This window comes from Streptomyces sp. 184, assembly GCF_045781775.1.
Classification (GTDB): Bacteria; Actinomycetota; Actinomycetes; order Streptomycetales; family Streptomycetaceae; genus Streptomyces.
Genome location: NZ_CP123230.1, coordinates 4,572,242 through 4,594,440 on the forward strand (window position 1 = coordinate 4,572,242; position 22,199 = coordinate 4,594,440).

General features: G+C 75.6%; 11 protein-coding genes. 4 read left to right on the top strand and 7 right to left on the bottom strand.

What is annotated here, in order from left to right; genetic code table 11:
- The first annotated feature begins 144 nt into the window (after positions 1-144).
- Positions 145-534 (top strand): hypothetical protein, encoded by a 390-nt coding sequence (locus QBL21_RS19195; protein WP_407563447.1) that lies wholly within the window; start codon positions 145-147, stop codon positions 532-534.
- A 61-nt stretch (positions 535-595) separates the two neighbouring features.
- On the opposite strand, the gene QBL21_RS19200 is transcribed toward QBL21_RS19195, so the two are convergent.
- From QBL21_RS19200 to QBL21_RS19220, 5 genes are all read right to left on the bottom strand, one after another.
- A complete protein-coding gene (locus QBL21_RS19200) occupies positions 596-5,407 on the bottom strand; it encodes a hypothetical protein (protein ID WP_407563448.1) in 4,812 nt (1,603 codons plus the stop codon).
- 38 nt (positions 5,408-5,445) lie between these two features.
- Positions 5,446-6,351: a hypothetical protein gene (locus QBL21_RS19205; RefSeq protein ID WP_407563449.1), complete on the bottom strand. Its 906-nt coding sequence runs from the start codon at positions 6,349-6,351 to the stop codon at positions 5,446-5,448.
- Positions 6,348-7,895, bottom strand: coding sequence for a hypothetical protein (locus tag QBL21_RS19210; RefSeq protein ID WP_407563450.1), 1,548 nt, complete (start codon positions 7,893-7,895; stop codon positions 6,348-6,350). The genes QBL21_RS19205 and QBL21_RS19210 overlap by 4 nt, the downstream gene beginning before the upstream one ends.
- Positions 7,896-7,957: 62 nt before the next feature.
- Positions 7,958-11,584, bottom strand: a complete 3,627-nt coding sequence (locus tag QBL21_RS19215; RefSeq protein WP_407563451.1) for a hydantoinase B/oxoprolinase family protein — start codon at positions 11,582-11,584, stop codon at positions 7,958-7,960.
- A gap of 50 nt (positions 11,585-11,634) precedes the next feature.
- Positions 11,635-13,053 (bottom strand): HEAT repeat domain-containing protein, encoded by a 1,419-nt coding sequence (locus QBL21_RS19220; RefSeq protein WP_407563452.1) that lies wholly within the window; start codon positions 13,051-13,053, stop codon positions 11,635-11,637.
- Between the two features lie 287 nt (positions 13,054-13,340).
- On the opposite strand from QBL21_RS19220, the gene QBL21_RS19225 reads away from it, so the two are divergent.
- The gene (locus tag QBL21_RS19225) at positions 13,341-14,807 is read left to right on the top strand and encodes a PP2C family protein-serine/threonine phosphatase (RefSeq protein WP_407563453.1); all 1,467 of its coding nucleotides are present in this window, start codon (positions 13,341-13,343) and stop codon (positions 14,805-14,807) included.
- A 91-nt stretch (positions 14,808-14,898) separates the two neighbouring features.
- On the opposite strand, the gene QBL21_RS19230 is transcribed toward QBL21_RS19225, so the two are convergent.
- On the bottom strand, positions 14,899-16,371 hold the full coding sequence (locus QBL21_RS19230) for a hypothetical protein (RefSeq protein WP_407563454.1): 1,473 nt from the start codon (positions 16,369-16,371) through the stop codon (positions 14,899-14,901).
- Positions 16,372-16,683: 312 nt separating this feature from the next.
- Here QBL21_RS19230 and QBL21_RS19235 point away from each other — a divergent pair, with 312 nt between their 5' ends.
- Together QBL21_RS19235 and QBL21_RS19240 are read left to right on the top strand one after the other, a co-directional pair.
- On the top strand, positions 16,684-17,805 hold the full coding sequence (locus QBL21_RS19235) for an aminoglycoside phosphotransferase family protein (protein WP_407563455.1): 1,122 nt from the start codon (positions 16,684-16,686) through the stop codon (positions 17,803-17,805).
- Between the two features lie 163 nt (positions 17,806-17,968).
- Entirely contained in the window at positions 17,969-19,870 is a 1,902-nt protein-coding gene (locus QBL21_RS19240; RefSeq protein ID WP_407563456.1) for an N-acetylmuramoyl-L-alanine amidase, read from the top strand.
- On the opposite strand, the gene QBL21_RS19245 is transcribed toward QBL21_RS19240, so the two are convergent.
- Positions 19,855-22,137, bottom strand: coding sequence for a glycosyl hydrolase family 95 catalytic domain-containing protein (locus tag QBL21_RS19245; protein ID WP_407563457.1), 2,283 nt, complete (start codon positions 22,135-22,137; stop codon positions 19,855-19,857). The genes QBL21_RS19240 and QBL21_RS19245 overlap by 16 nt on opposite strands.
- Positions 22,138-22,199 lie beyond the last annotated feature (62 nt).

The following is a 22,199-nucleotide window of genomic DNA, read 5'->3' on the forward strand; positions in this document are numbered from 1 at the left end:
CTACTACCGTCGCCCCGGCAACTCGTAGCCCCCTTCGAACGTTGACACATCGGAACGTGTGAACATGGGTACCCCGGGCTTTGGTCACGCCGTGTGCGGGGCAGTCACCCCGGGCACCCGGCAGTCGAGCGGGAGAGGTTACTGATGGCTGCGGAGGAGGAGCTGCGGCGCCTCGAATCGCCGCTCTGGGTCGAGGAGCCGGTCGGCACACCGAGGCTTCCGGACCCGGTGCGGACGGCGGCCGTGCGCGCCGTGATCATCGTGGCCGTGACCATGACCCAGGCGATGGCGGCCCTGCTGTTCACCGTCACCGGGGCCTGGCCGGCCTTTCCCCTGCTGCTGAGCACGGTGGTCAGCACCGTGGTCGCGACGTGGGGCGTGCTGGACGTGTGGGTGACGCGGCAGGTGTGGAAGCAGCGGCACGGGGTCGAGTCCCGGCCCAGCAGCGCGGCCCGCCGCGCCCGCAGGGAGCGCCGCGGTGGCCGCCGTACGCGCCGCGGGCGGCCGCCCGGAGCGGTACCGGCGGGAGTCTGAGGGGCCGGGCGGCCGGGCGCGGGCTCCGGCGCCTGAGGCACCGGGGCCGGGGACTCTGCCGCTACGGCGCCGTCGCCGGCGGGCGGCGGAAGATGCGGGTCGCCGTCACCTCGCCGACCGACGGCTCCTCCCCCTCCCGCTGCGCCGGCAGCCCGGGGCGCAGGTGCTCCTCCACGGTGATGTACTTCAGCCCCGCGCGCAGGTCGGCGTCGTTGCGCAGCCGGATCACGAGCGGGAACTCCGCCAGCGCCGTGGTGTCGAACAGGCCCGTGGTGTAGAGGAGCTGCACCCCGAGGGCGTCGGCGACGGCGCGTTGCAGCTCCAGCAGGTACGTGGCGTTGGCGCGGCCGATGGGGTTGTCGAGGAAGAGCGTGCCCGCGTGGTGGTGCCGGTCGTCACCGCGGTCGTTGCCCCGCAGGGCGGCCATCGTGCAGTACAGCGCGATGGCGGCGGTGAGGAGCTGGCCGCCGGAGAACACGTCGCCCATCTGCCCGACCGGGACCCGCTCCGCGCGCAGCACCGCGTCCGGCTTGAGGATCTCCACGGCCACACCCCTGGGTGCCATCGCGGCGTCCACGCCGCGCAGCAGGAGTGTCGTGCCGTCGCGGCGCAGGTCGCTGTTCTTGCGTACGGCCGCGCGCGTGGCCTCGTCGATGACCTCGCCCAGGCGCTCGGACAGCGTCGCCTGGTCGGGGTCCTCGAAGCGGATGCGCAGGAACTCCTGCCCCGACCACTCCCCCAGCCCCTCCGGCAGCCGCGACAGCCGCTGCGCGGCGCGCAGGGTGGCGAGGCCGGACTCGACCAGGCCGCGCAGCCGGTCGACGATGCCGTCGCGGTTGCGCTCCAACTGCGCCAGCTCGTCGGTGAGCACGCGCAGCCGCGGCGCGAAGGCCGCGGCCCAGGCGGCGGCGTGCTCGGGCAGGGCGGCGGCGGGCAGTTCGCGGATCTGCTGCCGGGCGGGGGTGCGGACCTGCTCGTAGCGGGTGGAGTTGGCGTGCCGTACGAGCACGTCACACGCGTCGCGCAGGGCGGACTCGGCGGTGGCCAGGTCCGCGGCGCAGCCGCGCAGCGAGCGGCGGGACTCGGCGGCGGCCTGCCGGGCGCCGTCCAGCCCGCCGGGGAACGGCTCCGCCTCGCGCGCCGCTTCGTCCTGCTCCTCGCCTGCGGCGGGGCCGCGGAGCAGGTCGCGCAGCATGGCGGCGGTCTCGGCGAAGGCGCCGGCGGCGTCCTCGGCGGCGGCGCAGGCGCGGCGCAGCTCGGCGTGCGCGGCGGTGGCGGCGGCGAGTTCGTCCGCGCGCTTCGCGGCGGTGGCGGCGGCGGAGCGCAGCAGCGCCTGGGCGTGCTCGGCGCCGTCGGGCACGAGGTCGCCGGGCAGCTCGGTGTGCGCGTCGCGGCCCTCGGGCGCGAGGCGTTCGGCGTCGCCGCGCAGCCGCCCCAGCGTTTCGCTGGCGGCGGCGGAGCGGGATTCCAGCAGGTGCACGACGGACTCGGCGCGGGCGGCGGCGGCCTGCCGCGACGGCGCGTCGGCGCCGTCGGGGCCCGCGAGGAGGGTGGCGGCGCGGGTACGGACCTTGTTGCTGAGCCGGTTCAGCTCGGCCAGCGCGGCGGACTCCTCGCTCTCGGCCCGCGCCTGCTCGGCCCGTAGATCGGCGCCTACGCCGACCTTCTCGTACACCTGCGAGGCGGCCCGGTACGCCTCCCGCAGGGCGGGCAGCGACGCGCGGGCCGCGTCCGCGGCGGCGGCCTGGGCCAGGCGCGCACGGCGACGGGCGCTGCCCTCGGGACGGGCGGCGGGGGCGTCGGTGTCGCCCGGGTCGGCGCCGGAGGTGCCGGGGCCGCCGGCCCCGCTCCCGGTTTCCGTGCTGTCGTCCGCTGCCGCCGCGGCCGGATCTCCGGCCGCCCCGGTTGCCGGGTCCCCGCCGGCCTCCGCTGCCGCGGCTTCGTCGGCCGCCTCGGCCTCCAGTTCCTCCGCCACCCCGGCGATCTCCGCGCGCTCCGCGCGCAGCGCGCGGGAGGTGCGGCGGGCGTCGTCGGCGGCGCGCTGGGCGTCGCGGCGGTCCTCGTCGGCGGCGCGGGCGCGGGCGACGCAGTCGGCGGCCCTGCCCTCGTACTCCAGGGCTTCGTCGGCGAGTTCGCGCAGGCGGGCCTGCCAGCCCGAGCGCTCGCGCAGGCGGTGGGCCAGGCCCGCGAGGGCGTCGGCGCTGCGGCGGGCGCGCTGGGCGCGCTCCTGGCGCTCCTCGCGCGCGCGGGTGGTCTCCTCGGCGGCTGCCGCGGCGTCCTCGGCCTCGGCACGGGTACGGGTCAGCGTCTCGCCGGCCGCGGCCGATGCCGTACGGGCCGCTTCCGCGGCGGCGGCCAGCTCGGCCAGGCGGCCGGCGGGGCAGCCCGTACGCCACGAGGCGAGCCGGGCCGCCAGGGACCGGTCCGCGGCGAGGCGGGCGGCGAGGCCGCGGATCTGCTCGTCGCGGTCGGCGGTGCGGGCGCGCAGGGCGTGGCGCTCGTCGTCGGCGGCGCGCTCGTCGTGCATGGCCGGGTTGGGCGGCACGAGGAACACCCCGCCGTCGCGCTCGCCGGTGGGCGGCGGGGGCGCGAGCAGTGCGGCGGCGGTGCCGACGGCGAGGGCCGAGCGGGGCAGCAGCGCGGCCTCGCGCAGCACCTCGCGGGCGCGGGCGTGCGTGTCCGGGTCGGTGATGACGACGCCGTCGACCAGCTCGGGGCGGGCTTCGAGCACGGCGGCGTGGTCGGCCGGGTCGACGGCCTGCGCGAGGTAGCGCCAGCCGGGCAGCGCGGGGATGCCGTGCTCGCCGAGGCAGTCGACGACGGCCAGCACGTCCGGCCCCGGCGGCAGCAGCCCGCCGTCGCCGAGCGCGGCGAGGATCCGGGCGTCGTCCCCGGCGGCGGTGCGCAGGTCGAACAGCCGCCGCTCGTCGTCCGTGACGCGCGTGTCGAGCAGCGTCCGCAGTTCGTCGGCGGCCCGGTCGAACTCCACGGCGCCCAGCGCGGGTTGCTCGCCGCCCGGCTCCGGCAGGCCCAGCAGCTCCACCAGCCGGGGTTCCGCCGCCAGCGACTCCGCCGCCAGGCGCTCCGTCCCGTACGCCGCCTCCGACGCCTCCGCGGCGTCCGTGGCGCGGGCCGCGGCCAGTTCCGCGCGGGCCAGGGCCGCCGCCGTCTCGCGGGCGCGGTCCGTCGCGGTGCGGGCGGCCTCGCGGGCCTCGTCCCAGGCGGCGACCGCCGCCTTCTCGGCGTCCCCGGCGACGAGGGCGGCGCGGGCCGGGTCCGTGTCGGGGACGGCGTCGTCGGCGGCGTCCAGCCAGCCGGCCCGTACCGCCTCGGCCGTCTCCTGCTCGACCTCCGCGAGCCGCTGGCGCAGGTGGTCGGTCTCGCTGCGGGCGCGCTGCGCGCGGGTGGCGGCGGCGACCGCGTCGGCGTGCGCCGTCTCGGACTCCCGCTGGAGCCCGGCCGAGCGCTCCTCCTGCTCCGCCGCCAGGGTCTCGCCGTCGCGGGCGGCGGCGTGCAGCGCGCGTACGAGGCCGGTGGCGGCCTGCGCGCGGGCGGCCAGCGCCGGGGCGGCGTCGCGCTCGGCCTCGCGGATGGCGACGGAGACGCGCGCGGCGCGGTCGGCGGCGGCGCGGTGCCGCAGCACCGCCTCGGCGGCCTGCCAGGAGGCGTGCAGCGTACGGGCGTCGGTCAGCTCGCGGCGCTTGCCCGCGGCGCTCTTCTCGGCGGCGGCCAGCGCCAGCGAGGCGTGCCGGTACGCCAGCTCGGCGGCGATCAGTTCGCTGCCGCGCCGGGACTCCTCCGCGGCCGTGACCCGCTCGGCCGCCGACCGCTCCTGCCCGGCCAGCTCCGCGGCCCGGGCGCGCTCCGCGTCGGCCCGTGCCGTGAGCCGCGCGGCGAGCGCACGGGCCCGGCGCTCGGCGCCGCCGAGCACGTCGCGGGTGCGGTCGCGCTGCTCCGCGCCGGTGACGATGTGCGCGAGCAGGTCGAGGGAGCCGGCGGTGAAGTCGCGCTCGGCGGTCAGCTCCGCGCGGCGGCCCAGCTTGTGGGCGAAGCCGTGGACGAGGTCGGCGAGGCCGTCGGTGTCGCGGGTGTCGGTGACCGCGCGGAGCAGCAGGTGGGTGAAGTCGGAGTCGTTCTTCACCGCGAAGAGCCCGGCGGCCTCGCCCTCGTCGGCGTTCATCTCCCGCTGGTAGCGGAAGAGTTCGGGGTCGAGTCCGAGGCGGGTCAGGTGCTCGTTCCACCGCTCGTGGATCTCCTCCCAGACCACGTCCAGGTGCGGGTACGCCTTGCCGGCCTCGGTGAGCGAGTCGCGGAAGCCCTTCATCGTGCGGCGCCGCCCGCGCGCGCCCGAGGCGCCCTCGGCGGCGGGGCGCACCGCCGCGGACTCGGCGACCGGCAGCCCGTCCAGGCCCATTCCGGCCCCGGGGCGGAACGAGTACCACGCCTCGGCGAACTTCCGCGGGTCGCCGGAGACCTGCCGGCCGCGCCACTCGCTGACCTTGCCGACGACGATCTGTTCGCCGGTCACGGTGTGCTGCCACTCCAGGGCGACGTGCCCGGTGTCGTCGGCGAGCAGGAACTTGCGCAGCACGCCGGAGCTGGCGCCGCCGAGGGTGTTGCGGTGGCCGGGCAGCATCACGGAGAAGATCAGCTTCAGCAGGACGGACTTGCCGCCGCCGTTCTCCAGGAAGAGCACGCCCGCGGGCGCGGGCCGGCGCGGCGGGCCGGCGGGCTCGTCGGTGAAGAAGTCGCCCTGGGCGGGCGCGGGACGGGGCACCTCGCCGCCGACGCCGCGCAGGTCGAGCACGGTGTCGGCGTACCGCGCTCCGGCGGGTCCGATGGAGTAGAGGCGGATGCGGGACAGCTCGTACATGCGATTGCGGCCTTCGCTCGTGACGTCTCGACCGGCCGTCAGGCCCGCTCGTGCTGGCTGGGGAAGAACGGCAGCGCTCCGCCGGGGGGCTCGTCGTCGGCGGCGGCGGGCACCAGGCTGGCGCTGCCGTCGGCGACGGGCACGACGCCCAGCTCCAGCAGCTCGGACATGGCCGCGCTGCCCGCCATGTCCCGCACCTGCAACTGGTAGCGGGCGGTGGTGCGGTACGTGCCCCCGGCGTCGTCCGACGTGCGCTGGAGGAAGCCGGAGTCGGTGAGGAAGGCCATGGCCTTGCCGATGATGCCGGTGGTGGAGCCGGCGAGGCGGCGGGCGTCCTTGGTGGCGCCGGTGGCGCTGCGGCGCGCGTACACCCGCCAGGCGACCTCCAGGCCGCGTTCGCCCTCGGCCGGGTCGGTGTTCTCGCCGGCGTCCTCGGCGCGCTCCTCCAGCCGGCGGCACGCCTGGCGGACGAAGGCGTCGACGCCGTTGATGCTGACGCGGCCGATGTAGCCGTCGTCGGCCAGGTCCTCGGGGCGGGGGAACGCCATGGCGGCGACGGCGAGATGGGCCAGGCCGTGCAGGAAGCGGTCCGCGGAGTCGGTGGCGGCGCGGCGGGCGTAGTCGCCCATGCGGACGGCGAAGACGGAGTCCTCCGCGGCGGTGACGGCCATGCCGGTACGGGTCGAGACCTCCAGCACGACGAGGCCGAGGCCGGTGGCGACGGCGTCGGCGACGCGGGCGAAGGGCGGCTCCTCGCGGTAGCGGCGGAGCAGTTCCGCGTACTCCAGGTCGCGGGCGGGCAGCAGCTTGGGCTGGAGGCCGAAGGAGACCAGCCGGGCGGCGTCCGCGGCGTCGGCGGGGGTGACCGCGGGCGGGTGCGCCGCGGTGGTCCCGGCCGCGGCGGCCGCGCCGGTGCCGGTCACGGTCGCGGGGTCGGGCGTCACGAGGCGGCCTCCGATCGCCCGGCCGCCATCCCGGCGGCGTCCAGCAGTGCGGTGCCGACGATGAGGTCTGCGCCGCCGAACTCGGCGTCCTCCATCTGCGTCCCGTCGTCCACGGCGAAAAGCAGGCGCTCGTCGCCCTGCCGGTACGCCGTCCCCACGGCCGGGCCCGCGGCGTGCACCGCAAGGAGCGCGACGAGGTACGGCAGCTCGGGGTCGCGGCGGCGGGCGTCGGCGAGCAGCCCGGACAGCCGGCGCGGGGCGTCCGGCGGCAGGTCCAGCAGCTCACCCGCGGCGGCGAGCTGCTCCTCGCTGAACCGGCTGTCGTCCGGGGTGGCGACGAGGTCGGGCTCGGGCATCTCGGCGCCGAGGTGGGCCCGTTCAAGCGGGGGCGTCAGCAGCAGCTCCGCGAGGTCGGCGAGGCGCACGGCGTGCGGGGCGCGCAGGCCGGTGCCGCGGGCGAAGAAGGCGTCGGTGACGCGGTGGGCGGCGGAGACGGGCAGCGGCAGCACGGGAGCGAGGAGCTGGCCGTAGAGGTCGACGCCGGTGCGGGTGGCGGGCGGCGCGAACGCCTGCCGGTCCTGCTCGGCGCGGAAGAGCGGGCCGGCGTCCAGCAGCCGGGTCTGGAGCTGGGTGTGGCGGCGGATGCAGTCCTTGACGATGTCGACGAGTTCGGCGGCGCGGCGCTTGTGGTCCGGCTCCTCGGCCTCGTCGCGGGCGCGGCGGATGTTGGTGAGGATGGCGTTCTCGTGCCGGTACCGGTCGGCGACGTGGTCCAGCGCCTCGTCGATCATCGCGGGCACGGTCTGGAGCCAGTCGACCGCGCGCACGTTGCGCCGGGTGGCCTCCAGGGCGCGGCGCAGGGTCTCTGCGTACTGCACGGTGCGGTAGCGGGCCTGCTCGGCGGCGAGCTGGGCGTCGGCGAGCCGGCCGCGGCTGATGAGGACTTCCAGCTTGACCTCGGCGGCGATCTGCGCGCTGGTGACATCGGTGTCGAGCGCGCCGACCAGCACGTTGACGGCCTCGTCGGTGGTGCGCAGATAGACGGCGCCGCCGGGGCCGGGGACTTCCTCGATGAGCTTGAAGTCGTACTCCCTGCGCACGTACGCCCCGTCGTGGCCGAACGTGCCGTACACCGCGCGGAAGCCGCGGTCGACGCTGCCGACGTTGACCAGGCTGTCCAGCACCCAGTGGGCCACCCGCTCGTGCTCGGCGCGGGGGCGCAGCGGGGCCTGGGCGGCGACGCGCGGCAGCAGCCGGGCGATGACCTCCTCGGGCTCGGCACCGGTGTCGAAGTCCATCTGGAGCGTGACGAGGTCGATGGCGGAGAGCGCCACCTCCGCCATCGCGTACACCCCGAACTCGCCCGCCAGCATCGCCTTGCGGGCGTCCAGGTCGTGCAGCGGGGCCGTGCACGCCAGGGCGCGCAGGCGGCGGGCCAGTCCCTCGTCGGCGGCCGGCCCGGGGGCGGGCCGGGGCGCGCCGGCGGCGGGCGTCGCGGTGGTCGGAGCAGTCACGACGGACAGATTAGGCGGTGCCACCGACATCGGCCGAAACGGCACACCCCGGCGCCGCGGGGCGCGTCATCCGGCCCCGGTGCCCCGCCTCGTCACTCCGGTTCCGGTTCGCCGTAGCCGCCGCCGCCCGGGGTCTCGACCACCAGGACGTCCCCCGCCCCCGCCTCGGTGGTGTCGCAGCCCTCCAGGGGCTCCACGGTGCCGTCGGCGCGCTCCACGGCGTTGCGGCCGAGCGCGCCCGGGCCGCCGCCCGCCATGCCGTACGGTGCCACCCGCCGGTGGCCGGTCAGCAGCGTCACCGTCATCGCCTCCAGGAACCGGATGCGCCGCAACGCGCCGTTGCCGCCCTCCCAGCGGCCCCGGCCGCCGCTGCCGTCGCGTACGGCGAACTCCTCGACGCGCACCGGGTAGCGCCACTCCAGCACCTCGGGGTCGGTGAGGCGGGAGTTGGTCATGTGGGTCTGGACGACGTCGGCGCCCGCGAAGCCGTCGCCCGCGCCGGAGCCGGAGGCGACGGTTTCGTAGTACTGCGCCTTGTCGTTGCCGAAGGTGACGTTGTTCATCGTCCCGGAGCCCTCCGCCTGCACGCCGAGCGCCGCGTACAGCGCACCGGTCACGGCCTGGGAGGTCTCGACGTTCCCCGCGACGGTGGCCGCGGGGAACTCCGGCGCGAGCATCGAGCCGGGCGGGATGTGCACCCGGAGGGGCTTCAGGCAGCCGTTGTTGAGGGGGATGTCCTCGGCGACGAGGGTGCGGAAGACGTAGAGGACGGCGGCCATGACGACCGAGCTGGGCGCGTTGGCGTTGCCGGGCTGCTGCGGCGAGGTGCCGGTGAAGTCGACGACGGCGCTGCGCGCGTCGCGGTCGACGCGGACGGCGACCTCGATGGCGGCGCCCGCGTCGGTCTCGTAGCGGTACGAGCCGTCCCCCAGGGCGGCGATGACGCGGCGTACCGACTCCTCGGCGTTGTCCTGCACGTGTCCCATGTAGGCGCGTACGACGTCGAGGCCGAACATGCCGATCATGCGGTGCAGTTCGTCGATGCCCTTGTTGTTGGCGGCGATCTGGGCGCGCAGGTCGGCGAGGTTGGCGTCGGGTGCGCGCGAGGGGTACGGGCCGGAGGTCAGCAGCCGGCGCGTCTCGGCCTCGCGCAGTTCGCCGTCGCGGACGAGCAGCCAGTTGTCGAAGAGGACGCCCTCTTCCTGGATGGTGCGGCTGAACGCGGGCATGGAGCCGGGGGTGATGCCGCCGATCTCGGCGTGGTGGCCGCGGGAGGCGACGAGGAACAGCAGTTGTCGCCCGGCATCGTCGAAGACGGGCGTGACGACCGTGACGTCGGGCAGGTGGGTACCGCCGTGGTACGGGTCGTTGATGGCGTAGACGTCGCCGGGCCGCAGCCCATGGGCGGTGTCCCGGTTGCGGCGCAGCACTTCCTTGATGGACTCGCCCATCGACCCCAGGTGCACGGGCATGTGGGGCGCGTTGGAGATCAGGTTGCCTTCGGCGTCGAACAGGGCGCAGGAGAAGTCGAGCCGTTCCTTGATGTTGACCGAGTGGGCGGTGCTTTCCAGCCGGACGCCCATCTGTTCCGCGATGGCCATGAAGAGACTGTTGAAGACCTCCAGCATCACGGGGTCCACGCCCGTGCCGACCGCCTGGGTGGCGGGCCGCGGGCGGACGCGGGTGAGCGTGAGGTGGCCGCGGTGGTGCACGGCGGCCTGCCAGCCGGGGTCGACGACGGTGGTGGAGCCCTCCTCGGCGATCATCGCCGGGCCGATGACGGTGTCGCCGGCCCGCAGCTCGGTGCGCTGGTGGAGCCCGGCCTCGCACCACTGCCCCTCGGCGAAGACACGCAGCCGGTCGGCGGGTTCCGGCGCGCCGCCGGCGCGGGCGGCCCGGCCGACCTCCTCGTGCGTGGGCGCGGCCTGCTCGGCGGCGGCCTCGACGGACGCGGCCTCCGCGACGATCGGCTTGTCCATCGTGAACGCGAACCGCCTGCGGTGCACGGCGGTGAACTCCGCGCGCATCTGCGCCTCGTCCGCCAGCGGCACGGCGATCGCCGAGTCGGTGCCCGCGTACCGCAGGTGCACCCGCGCCGCGGTGCTCACGGCGGCCGGGTCGATGCCCTCGTCGGTGAGGTCGGCGGCGGCCCGCTCGGCCAGTTCCTCGCAGACCTGCCGGATCTGCGGCATCGACGCCTCGGTCAGCTCCGCCTCCACGGCCTGCTCGCGCATGGCCGTCGCGGCGGCGACGCCGATGCCGTACGCGGAGAGCACGCCCGGGTGCGGCGGGACGACGACGGTGGAGATGCCGAGCACGTCGGCGACGGCGCAGGCGTGCTGGCCGCCGGCGCCGCCGAAGCTGGTGAGCGCGTATCGGGTGACGTCGTGGCCGCGCTGCACGGAGATCTTCTTGACCGCGTTGGCCATGTTGAGCACGGCGATGTCGAGGAAGCCGGCCGCGACCTCCTCCGGGGAGCGCCGGTCGCCGGTGGCCGCGGCGGCGGTCTCGGCCAGCTCGGTGAACGCCCGCCGCACCGCGTCGCCGTCGAGCGGCCGGTCGCCGTCGGGCCCGAAGACGGCGGGGAAGTGGCGGGGCTGGACGCGGCCGAGCATGACGTTGGCGTCGGTGACGGTCAGCGGGCCGCCGCGGCGGTAGCAGGCGGGGCCGGGGACGGCGCCGGCGGAGTCGGGGCCGACGCGGTAGCGGCGGCCGTCGAAGTGCAGGACGGAGCCGCCGCCGGCGGCGACGGTGTGGATGCTGAGCATCGGCGCCCGCATCCGTACGCCCGCCACCCGGGTGTCGAAGTCCCGCTCGAACTCGCCCGCGTAGTGCGAGACGTCCGTGGAGGTGCCGCCCATGTCGAAGCCGATGACGCGGTCGTGGCCGGTCTCGGCGGAGGAGCGGACCATCCCGACGACGCCGCCGGCGGGGCCGGAGAGCACCGCGTCCTTGCCGCGGAAGTGGCTCGCCTCGCGCAGGCCGCCGTTGGACTGCATGAACTGGAGCCGGATGCCGGGCAGTTCGCCGGCGACGCGGTCGACGTAGCGGCGCAGGATCGGCGACAGATAGGCGTCGACGACGGTGGTGTCGCCGCGGGGTACGAGCTTCATCAGCGGGCTGACCTCGTGGCCGCAACTGATCTGCGTGAAGCCCGCGTCGCGGGCCTGCTCGGCGACCGCGCGCTCGTGATCGGCGTAGCGGTAGCCGTGCACGAGGACGACGGCGACGCTGCGGTATCCGTCGCGGTACGCCTCCGCCAGCGCCGCGCGCGCGGCGTCGAGGTCGAGCGCGCGTACGACCTCGCCGTGGGCGCCGACGCGCTCGGGCACCTCGATCACCCGCTCGTACAGCGCCTCGGGCTTGAGGATGCGGCGCTCGAAGAGCAGCGGCCGGTTCTGGTACGCGATCCGCAGCGCGTCCCGGAACCCTTCGGTGACGACGAGCGCGGTCGGCTCGCCCTTGCGTTCGAGGAGGGCGTTGGTGGCGACGGTGGTGCCCATCTTGACCACCTCGACGCGCTCCGCGGGCACCGGCTCGTCCGGCCCGAGGCCGAGCAGCAGCCGCACGCCGGCGACCGCCGCGTCGTCGTGGGCGCCGTACCGCCCGGGGTCGTGCGAGAGCAGCTTGCGGGCGACCAGGGTGCCGTCCGGTCGTCTGCCCACCACGTCGGTGAACGTGCCGCCGCGGTCGATCCAGAACTGCCAGCGTCCCGTCATGCGCTCATTGTCGCAGGCCGCGACCGTACGTGAAGGACGCGTGACGGACGTCAGCCGGCGGCGCCGTCGGGCGTGATGCGGGTGCGTACGGTGCTCTGCACGTCGCCGTCCTCGGCGGGGTCGGCGGCGAGGCTGCGCAGCCTGGCGACGACGCGGGCGTCGGCGGTCTCGGCGTGCCGGGCGCCGATCTCGCGGGTGGTGTCCTCGCAGTCCCACAGGCACTCGACGGCGAAGGAGGCGGGGAACGACGGGTCGGTGGCGGCCAGCGCGCGGGCGGTGACGCCGCGGAGCTGCGAGCTGCCCGTCTCGCGGTAGATGTGCCGGAGCACGGGGGCGGCGGAGGCGATCGCCAGCCGTCCCGCGCCGGCGACCAGGGCGCACAACTCCGGTGCGTCCGGCCCCTCGTCGCGTACGCAGCGCAGCAGCACGGACCGTACGGCACGGGCGTCGCACGCGGCGCCGCGGCGGGCGAGCATCACGCCGGCGGCGGTGCCCAGCGCGTCCTCGCGCACGGCCCAGCGCCGCGCGGTGCCGAGGGCGGCGGTGGAGCACATCCGGCCGAAGGTGGCGAGCGCGGCCTCCGTGAGGGTTTCGGAGGGCGCGCAGGCGGCGGCCTCGATCAGGTCGTACGCCTCGGGGTCGCCGGTCGCCGCGAGGTGGGCGACGGCGGCGGCGCGGGCGCCGTCGCGCGTGCCGAGGGCCGCGACGAGCAGTTCGGGGCGGTCCTCGGGCCCGGCGACGGCGGCGAGGCACCGGGCGGCGGCGTCGTGCCGGGGCTGGGCCGGGTACTGCTCCAGGCCGTCCTGGGCCCAGTCGAGGATCTCGGTGACGCTCCAGCCGGGCCGCGGGCCGCGGGAGCTGAGCTGGCGCTGCCAGCGGTCGAAGCTCTCCTGCTCCTGCGCCGCGCGCACCCGCTCGCCCAGCTCGGGGTCCTCGGCCCACAGGCGCCAGGGCCGCGGCTCGAACGCGCCGCGCATCTCCTCGGCCAGCTCGCGCTCGCCCTCGGGGGTGCGGGGGAAGCGGGCCAGCACGTGGGGGGCGAGGGCGCGGAGCCCGGCGTCGTCGTCGCGCAGGGCCAGCTCGTCCAGGGCCCACTGCCAGCAGCCGCCGGTGGCGGCGTAGCGGCGGAGGAGCTTCAGGGCGTCGTCGCGGCCGTACGAGGCGAGGTGGCCGAGGACGGAGAGGGTGAGGCCGGTGCGCTGCTCGTCGGGGCGCAGCACGTCGTCGGGGGCGAAGAGGTGGTCGGCGAGGGCGTCCACGGGGGCGTCCAGCTCCAGGTAGAGCCGGGCGTAATAGAGCGAGCGGTTCTCCACCTGCCAGTCGTGCCTGGGGTCGTCGAGCACGCACCGGTAGAGCGCCTGGAGGGCCTCGGCCCGGGGCGCGGCGAGTGCGTGCAGGGTCCCGTCGCCCCGGCCTCGCTGGAGGAGGCCGAGGAGGGTGCCGCTGGGCGCTATGGCTGGCTCGAACATGACGTCAGCATCCGGTGTGGTGGGACCGCTGGCAACGGAATTTCCCGCGGAACGGACAGACCGGGCTACCGACCGGCTGCCGGCTCCATTGCCGCGGCAGCCTACTGGAGTGCGGAGACCGGGAGAAGTGCGGTTGTGAATCGACCAGGAAGGCATATGCCAGACGCATCTGCTTGGGTCTCGCAAAACACCTTACGCAGCGTCGCCGCCTGTGCCACAGTCGTAACGGCGAACGCAGACCGGCAACGACGCCGGAGCCCGGGCCGGAAGGTATCGGAGATCACGTCATGGCCGCCGCCGCACGAGTCCCACGCGCCGCGGTTCCGCACGCAGCGGAGCAGCCCGAGCGCAGCGCCGTGGCCACGCTGCTGGGGCAGATCGCCCGGCTGCGCGGCAGCCTGGAGGCGGTACGGCGGGAGACGGTCGCCGCCGCGGGCGACGCCGAGGCGGCCGAGCTGCGCTGGCAGCGCGCGCTGTGCGACCTCGCCGCCCGGCAGCTCGACTGCGTGACGGTCCAGCTCGGGCAGTTGCGCGAGGGTCACCCGGTCGAGGGGGAGCCCGAGGGCCGCGAAGGGCGCGAGAGACACGGGCGAAGCCCTCGCGAGGAGGCCGCAGCGGACCCGCAGGACCCGCCGCAGCCCCGGGTCGGCAGCGCCGAGTGGCATCTGCTTTCGGACACCATCGACTGGTCGGACGACCTCTTCGAGATCTTCGGCAGGGACCCCGGCGACGGGCCGCTGGCGCTGGACGACCTGCCGTCCTGCTTCGACCCCGCCGACCAGCCGCGGCTGACCGCGATGGTCACCGACTGCCTCGTCGACGGCAAGCCGATCGACGGCGAGTTCCGCATCCGCCGCCCGGACGGCGACCTCCGCACCCTGCACGTCGTCGGCGAGCCCGTCCTCGACGCCGGCGGCGCGACGGAGTCGATGTGGACGGTCGTACGCGACGTCACCGAGCTGCGCCGCAGCCGGCAGGCGGTGCAGGAGTCGGAGTCCGCGCTCCAGCGCGAGCGGCACTTCGCGCACGCCGAGCGCCGCATCGCCCGGGAGCTGCACGAGTCGGTGCTGCCGCCGTGGTGCGGCGCGGTGCATCTGCCGGCCGGCGATCCGGCCGCGCTGACCGTGGCCGGGCATCACTTTCCGGCCGCCGCCGACGCCCTTGTCAGCGGCGTCTGGTACGACGCCCTGCCGCTGCCCGGCGGCCACACCCTGCTCGGCGTCGGCGACGTCGCCGGCCGGGGCGTGCCGGCCGCCGCCGGGATGACGATGCTGCTCGGCGCCCTGCGCGGCATGGCGCTGGGCGGGGCCGACCCGCGCACGCTGCTGGGCCGGGTCAACGAGCTGCTGGACGTCTCGGCGCAGCCGGTGCTCGTCGGCACGGTCTGCTGCCGCTACGACCCGCGCGAGCGCACGCTGCGCTGGGCCCGGGCCGCGCACGCCCCGCCGCTGCTGTTCCGCGACGGTGCGGGCCGCGCCCTGGCCGCGCCGGACGGCGTGCTGCTGGGCGCCACGGCGGACACGTCGTACGAGCAGGTCAGCGAGGTGCTGCGCCCCGGTGATCTGCTCCTGCTGCACACCGCGGGGCTCGGCGCGCACAGCCCGGTGCCGGCCCGCGAGCGGCTGCTCGCGCTCGCCCCGCGGTTCGCGGCGGCGCCCGGCGCGCAGGACTGCCTGCGGGCCGTCGTCGCGGAGTTCGGCGGCGGGCGCCGCGGTGACGACGCCTGCGTGCTCGTGGCGAAGGTGACGGGCTGAGCCACCGCGCCCGGCGGCCCGGCCCGTCACTCCCCACCCGTCCCCGTACGGCAGCCTCGCCCCGTGTGGCGCACGGGCGGGCGAAGCTCCGTCAGATGGGGCTCGTACGCCCCTTCGGGGCTCTCGGCAGCGTGTGTCTGATCTCCTCGCGCAGGGCACTGACGACGGGGTCGTCCGAGTACGGCGCGGTCAGCCGGTACGTCTCCCGCAACCGGTCCCAGGTGCGGTGCGAGGAGTTCTCGCCGATGCGGTCCAGCGCGAGCCGGGCGAACCAGTCGCCGCGGTCCGGGTCGTCGGCGAGGAAGCTCGCGGCGGCCATGGAGACGTAGTCGAGGATCTGGGAGCGCTGGCGGCCCTCCGGCCGCTTGGCGAGGGCCAGTTCCCCGTGCTCCCGGGCGCGGGCCGCCGCGGCGGGGTCGTGTTCGGCGAGCGTGCGGTAGGCCAGCGCCTGCATGCCGTGCAGGTCGGCCTCGTCGAAGAGCTGCATCCAGGTGGGCGGCGCCACGTCCCCGGGGTCGGCGGTGAACATCTCCTCGGCCTCGCCCAGCGTGCGCCGCACCGCCCCCGAGCGGCCCTTCGCCGCCAGCGCCCACGCCTCGATGGTGGAGAGCATCGAGCGCGCACGCGGGTGGGTCTGCGGTCCCGTCCCGGACTTGGCGAGACCGATCAGCTCCAGCGCGTCGTCCGGCCGGCCCAGGTGCATCATCTGCCGGGCGGCGCGGGACAGCGCCTCCGCGGCGCGCGGCCGGTCGCCGCCCTCGCGCGCGGCGTGCGCCGCGATGACGAAGTACCGCTGGGCGGTGGGCTCCAGGCCCACGTCGTGCGACATCCAGCCGGCCAGCACGGCGAGGTTCGCCGCGACTCCCCACAGCCGGCTCTGGAGCGGCTCGGGGTGCCGGTACGCGAGCATGCCGCCGACCTCGTTGAGCTGGCCGACGACGGCCTTGCGCTGGAGGCCGCCGCCGCGTTCGGCGTCCCAGGCGCGGAAGACCTCGACGGAACGTTCCAGCGCATCGACTTCCTGGGCACCGACCGGCGTCGCCTCGTACCTGCCGAAGCGGGCGGGTTCGAGGGTGACGGTGCCGCCGCCGGCGGCGGTGCCCGGGGGAACGGGGTCGGAGTGCAGCCACTCGTGCATGGAACCGGTCAGTGCGGAGCCGGCCGCGAGCGCGGTACCCGCGCCCACCAGGCCACGTCGATTGAGCATGAGGTCCATTCCCGTGAATTCGGTGAGGACCTCGGCCGTCCGCTCGGGGGCCCAGGGCAGCGCTTCGTCGGACTGTCGCCTGGCCCTGCCGGGCCCTCCGGCCCGTTCGAACCCGAGATCCTCGGTGGTCACGACACGGCCGAGCCGCTCGGTGAACAGGGCCGCCAGCACCTTGGGCACCGGCTCGCGCGGGATCTCGCCCGTCTCGATCCAGCGCCGCACCCGCGAGGTGTCGGTCGCAAGCTGGGGGTGGCCGGTGGCCGCCGCCTGCCGATTGACCAGCCTCGCCAGCTCGCCCTTCGACCATCCGGTCATCCCGAACAGGTCGGCGAGCCTGGTGTTGGGTCCCTTGCTCACGTCAAGCCCCCGGGGTCTCGGCTCACTTGACAGTACCGACGGGCCGAAGGCCCGGCGAGCATTCGCCAGGGTTCGCCAGGGTGCGCCAGATGGTGTGCCACCCGTATAGCGGTGTGGGCTATGACTGCGCCAACCGGCCCCGGAATCCGGGGCACATGCCAGCCGCACTGTCCCCCTGGACGCCCCAGCTCAGCGCCGGGGACCGGACCCCCCAGCCGGTCACCCGGACGAGTCACCGGGGAGGGGAGGGCAGCGTCGGGTGGCCTGGGGTGGCGCGCAACCGGCCCGTGCCTGAAGGGATCTGTCTCGCCCATGTACGCAGCATCGGCATCCGTGTCCGCACCCGTCCGTACGGTACGCCCGCCAGCCCCGCACCGGACCGCGGCCGGAGGAGCGCCGTTCCTCGACCCGGGCCGGGCACCGGCCGCGGGCGCGCGCCTGCGACAGCTCCCCGCCACCGCACGCCGGCCCGTCAGCGGCCGGCTCGACCTGACCGGACCGCAGGGGGCGCTGCTGCGCGCGGCCGTCGAGTCGGTGCACCGCGTCGTCCCCGACTTCCACCCCGTGCAGGTGCTGCGCCGCAGCAGCCGCACGGTGCTGCTGGTCGGCTCGGCGGGCCGGACGACGGCGGTGGCGAAGTGCCTGGTCGACGAGTCGGCCGCGCGGGTGGAGAAGCTCCGGCAGGAAATAGCGGCCTACCGCACGTTCGTCCGGGCCCGCCCGCCCGTACGCGTGCCGCGGCTCATCGCCGCCGACCCGGAGGGCTGCACGCTCGTCATCGAGCGCACCCCCGGCCGCGCCGCGGCGCTCCAGCGGCATCCGCTGGAGGTCCCGCCGCACGCCGACGTGCGCGCGACGCTCGCGGCGCTGGTACGGATCGGGATGTGGCAGCCCCCGGCCGGCGCGTTCGGCGCACCGCTCGACTACGGGACGCAGCTCGGCCGGTACCACGAGCTGGGCCTGCTCACCGACCGCGACATGGGTGACCTCCAGACGCTGCTGCACGGCATCGGCCCGGGGCACCTCCAGTTCTGCCACGGCGACGCGCTGCTGTCGAACGTGCTGCTGTCGCCCGCGGGCCCGGTGCTGGTCGACTGGGAAGAGGCCGGCTGGTACCTCCCGGGGTACGACCTCGCGACGCTCTGGGCGGTGCTGGGCGAGGGCTCGCCGGCGCGCAGGCAGATCAGCCAGCTCGCCCAGGCAGGCGGAACGGTTCACCGGGACGGGTTCCTGGTCAACCTGATGCTCGTGCTGGTGCGCGAGGTCCGTACGTACGAGGCCGCCGTGCAGCGGGCGATGAAGGACCCGGCGCCGCCGGTCGGCGTGCACAGCGGGATGACCGCGGGGGAGGAGCACCGGCTGCTGCTGCGCCGGCTCCACGACGACGTGCAGATGGCGCGCCGCGCGGTGCGGGCGGCGGTCGGAACGCGGTGAGCCAGGCGGGGTGGCGATCCGTGACACCGCCACCCCGCCCCGCTCGCCCCGTCCGGGCGCAAACGGCCTGACGTGCGGCGACTCGCCACCCACATGATTGACGGCCTGTCAGGTCAGCCGGTAGTGCTGGGTGATCGTTCGCCTACGCACCCCGGAGGACCCCGTGCCAGGACGCCTCGCGCGCTGCGCCGCCACCGCCGTCCTGCTGCCGCTGCTCGCCGCGGGCTCGCCCGCGGCGGGCACGGCCGACGGCGCCCGTGCCGGCGCCGGGTCGCTCCAGACGTCGTTCGCCGAGGCCGCTCGGCGGTACGGGGTGCCGGAGAGCGTCCTGCTGGGGGTGGCGTACCTGGAGTCGCGCTGGGACGCGCACGGCGGTGCGCCGAGCGTGGCCGGCGGCTACGGGCCGATGCACCTGACTGACCTGCGCACGGCGACGGGCGAGGACGGCGGCCGGGGTACGCAGACGGTGCAGCGCGCGGCGCGGCTGACGGGGATCCCGGCGGCCCGGCTGCGTGCCGACCCCGGGGCCAACGTGCGCGGCGGGGCGGCGCTGCTCGCCGACCACGGCCGCCGGCTGGGCGCGGAGCGGAGCGACGGGGCGGCCGGGTGGCACGCGGCGGTGGCGGCGTACGCCGAGGCCCCGGACGCGGCGACGGCGCGGAGGTTCGCCGACGAGGTGTACGCGGTGCTGCGCGCGGGCGTGCGCCGTACCACCGACTCCGGCGAGACGGTCACGCTCCCCGCCGCCGCTCGCGCGAACACCGCCGCCGCCCCGGCGCTCACCGCCGCCGTCCCCGCCGCCCACCGGGCCGCTCCCGCGCAGGCCGAGTGCCCCCGCGCGCTGGCCTGCGAGTGGGTGCCCGCGCCGTACGAGGAGTACGAGGGGAAGGACGGCAAGCCCGACTACGGTAACCACGACAAGGCGCGCCGCCCCCACGACCAGCGGATCCGGTACATCGTCGTGCACGACACCGAGGGCGGCTACGACGGTTCCGTCCAGGCCGTGCAGGACCCCGAGTTCGTCTCCTGGCACTACACCCTGCGCTCCTCGGACGGCCATGTCGCCCAGCACGTACGCACCCGGGACGTGGCCTGGCACGCGGGCAACTGGCAGGTCAACGCGCAGTCGATCGGTCTGGAGCACGAGGCGCGGCTGACCGACCCGGACGCCTGGTTCACCGAGGCGATGTACCGCTCGTCGGCACGGCTGGTGCGCTATCTGGCGCACGAGTACGACGTGCCGCTGAACCGGCAGCACGTCATCGGCCACGACAACGTCCCCGCGCCCGACCCGGAGCACGGCCCGGACATGCACACCGACCCCGGCCCGTACTGGGACTGGGCGCACTACTTCGACCTGCTCGGCGCCCCGCTGGAGCCCGCCGCGCACGCCGACGGCCGGGTCGTGACGATCCGCCCCGACTACGCCTCCCACCGCCCCGAGTACACCGCATGCACCGACGACACGGCCGCCGCCTGCCCGCCGCACGGCTCCGGCGCCGTCCGCCTGCGCACGAGCCCCGCCCCCGACGCCCCGCTGGTCCGCGACCCCGGGCTGCACGGCGACGCCCCCTCCTCCACCGGCGTGAACGACACCGGAGCCCGCGCCTCGACGGGCCAGCAGTTCGCCGTCGCCGGCCGCCGCGGCGACTGGACGGCGATCTGGTACCTGGGCCGCAAGGCGTGGTTCCACAACCCCGCGTCCGCCCCCACGGCGATCGCGGACGACGGCGCGACGCTCACCCCGCGACCCGGCGCCGGCCCCGTGCAGGTGCACGGCCTCGCGCTGCCCGAGGCGTCCGCGTACCCCGAGGGCGTCGAGCCGAAGGAGCCCCGCCCGCTGCCGTACCGGCTGCGCCCCGGCCAGCGCTACGTCGTCGGCGACACCATGCCCGGCGAGTACTTCCACGCCCCCGGCCTCACCGACGAGACCGGCGCCGCGAGCCGCGTGATCCGGGGCCGCACCCTGTGGCACCAGATCCAGGTGGGCCACCGGATCGGGTACGTGAAGGCGGCGGACGTCACCGTGGCGCGGCCCCGGAGCGGGCGTCAGTCGAACGTGTAGGTGCGCCCCGCACGCGCGTTGAAGGTCTCCTCCCCGCCGGGCAGGAGGTCGCTGCGCAGGGTGAGCCGCCGCGTGCGACCGGCGTGCAGGACGATCCGGGTCGCCCGCCCGCCCTCCCACGTGATGTCGAGCGTCGCACCCCCGCGGGCCCGCAGTCCGCGTACCGAACCCGAGGCCCAGGCGCCCGGCAGGGCGGGCAGGACCTCGATGGGCCCGTGCTGGCTCTGGAGGAGCATTTCCGCGATGCCGGAGGTGGCGCCGAAGTTGCCGTCGATCTGGAACGGCGGGTGGGTGTCCCACAGGTTGGGCAGTGTGGAGGACTTGAGCTGTTCGCTGAGCATCTTGTGCGCGTGGTTGCCGTCGGTCAGCCGCGCCCAGAAGTTGATCTTCCAGGCCTTGCTCCAGCCCGTCCCGCCGTCACCGCGCGCCGTCAGCGACACCTTCGCCGCCTCCGCCCACTCGCTGCCCACCTCGATCTGCCGACCGGGGTGGAGGCCGAAGAGGTGGGAGACGTGCCGGTGGTCGTTGTTCTGGTCGTCCAGATCCTCCTTCCACTCCTGCAACTGCCCCCACGAGCCGATCCGCAGCCCCGGGTCCAGGTCCCGCAGCGCCTGCTCCAGCCGCCCGCGGAACGCCCGGTCGTCGCCGAGGGTGCGGGCGGCCTCCAGCGTGGAGGTGAACAGGTCGAACACGATCTGCTGCGACATCGACGCCCCGGCGGTGAAGTCGCCCTGCTCGGGCGAGTAGCTGGGGGTGACGACGAGCTTGCCGTCGCGCGGGTCGGTGCGCAGGTTGGCGAGCCAGAACTCGGCGGCCTCCTTCATCGCCGGGTACGCGGTCCTGCGCAGGTAGTCCGTCGAGCCGCTGAAGCGGTAGTGCTCGTACATCTGCTGCGTCAGCCAGGCGGCGGCCTCGGGGAACCAGAAGGAGGTGGCCCAGTTGTGGACGCCGGTGAAGCCGTACGGGTTCGTCTCGTTGTGCACGACCCAGCCGCCGCTGCCGAACAGCTCCTGTGCGCTGACCCGCCCGGGGGCGCGCAGGGCCTGCACGAACTCGTCGTACGGGAGGGTGGTCTCGGCGAGGTTGGTCATCTCGGCCGGCCAGTAGTTCATCTGGAGGTTGATGTTGACGTGGTAGTCGGCGCTCCACGGCGGGTTGGTGACGTTGTTCCACACGCCTTGCAGGTTCGCCGGTGTCGAGCCGGGCCGTGAGGAGGCGATGAGCAGGTAGCGCCCGTACTGGAAGAACAGCTCCTCCAGCGCCCGGTCGGCGGCCGAGCCGGACCCGTAGCCCGCCAGCAACTCGTTCGTGGGTACGTCCGGCACCTGTCCGCCGACGTCGAGGGCGACGCGGTCGAACAGCTCGCGGTGGTCGGCGACATGGCGCCGCAGCAGCTTCGCGTACGGCGTCCGGGCCGCCCGGTCGACGGCGCGCCCGACCCGCTCGTGCGGGTCGGCGCCGCGGTAGTCGGGGTAGGTGTCGGCGTAGTCGGTGCCGGCGGCCAGCACGAACCAGGCGGCGTCGGCGCCGCTGACGGTCAGCGTGCCGTCCCCGGCGGTGACGCTGCCTCCGTCGGTGAGCAGGCGGATCTGCGTCTCGAAGACCAGCCCGTTGTCCTCCAGGGCACCGCGGATCGTCAGCCGGTCGCCGGTCGCGGTGGCCTCGAAGTCGTCGCGCGGCGAGGTGTAGCGCAGGGTGAACGACACCCGCCCCGGCCGGTCCGCGGCGAGCCGGCCCACGGCCACCGAGTCGGGGTACGAGACGAAGAACTCGCGCAGGTGCCGGGCGCCCTCGTGCTCGTACGCCACGGTGGCGACGGCCCGCCCGAGGTCGAGCCCGCGGCGGTACGTGCCGTCCGGGGCGCCGGGCGCGGCGGTCAGGTCGAGCCGGAGGTCGCCGAGGATCTGGTACGCGCCGAAGCCGTGCTTGGGCTGGCCCAGCTCCGCCGCGATGGTCTCGGGGCTGAGCCGGCCCTCGGCGTCGATCCGGTCCTGCACCGCGGCCAGTGCGCCGGGCCGCGGTTCCGTCCAGTTGCCGAAGTCGTAGCCGTCGGAGCCGGGGCCGCCGGTCCACAGGGTCTTCTCGTTGAGCGTGAGCTGTTCGGAGGCGAGCGTGCCGAACACGCCGACGCCCAGGGCCCCGTTGCCCAGCGGCAGCGATTCGCGCTCCCAGTCGGTGGCGGGCTTGTCGTACCAGAGGCCCAATTCATCGGAGGTATCAACGGAATCGGAAGCGAACGCGTCCCCGGAGAAGACGGTCGGTCCCATGGCTATCGCACCTGCGGCGCCGATAGCGGACTTGACAGTGGTTCTTCGCGAGATCCCCTCAG

Coding starts and splice junctions, on each gene's coding strand:
- QBL21_RS19195 (WP_407563447.1), top strand. CDS start 145: ATGGCTGCGGAGGAGGAGCTGCGGCGCCTCGAATCGCCGCTCTGGGTC.
- QBL21_RS19200 (WP_407563448.1), bottom strand. CDS start 5,407: ATGTACGAGCTGTCCCGCATCCGCCTCTACTCCATCGGACCCGCCGGA.
- QBL21_RS19210 (WP_407563450.1), bottom strand. CDS start 7,895: ATGTCGGTGGCACCGCCTAATCTGTCCGTCGTGACTGCTCCGACCACC.
- QBL21_RS19215 (WP_407563451.1), bottom strand. CDS start 11,584: ATGACGGGACGCTGGCAGTTCTGGATCGACCGCGGCGGCACGTTCACC.
- QBL21_RS19220 (WP_407563452.1), bottom strand. CDS start 13,053: ATGTTCGAGCCAGCCATAGCGCCCAGCGGCACCCTCCTCGGCCTCCTC.
- QBL21_RS19225 (WP_407563453.1), top strand. CDS start 13,341: ATGGCCGCCGCCGCACGAGTCCCACGCGCCGCGGTTCCGCACGCAGCG.
- QBL21_RS19235 (WP_407563455.1), top strand. CDS start 16,684: ATGTACGCAGCATCGGCATCCGTGTCCGCACCCGTCCGTACGGTACGC.
- QBL21_RS19245 (WP_407563457.1), bottom strand. CDS start 22,137: ATGGGACCGACCGTCTTCTCCGGGGACGCGTTCGCTTCCGATTCCGTT.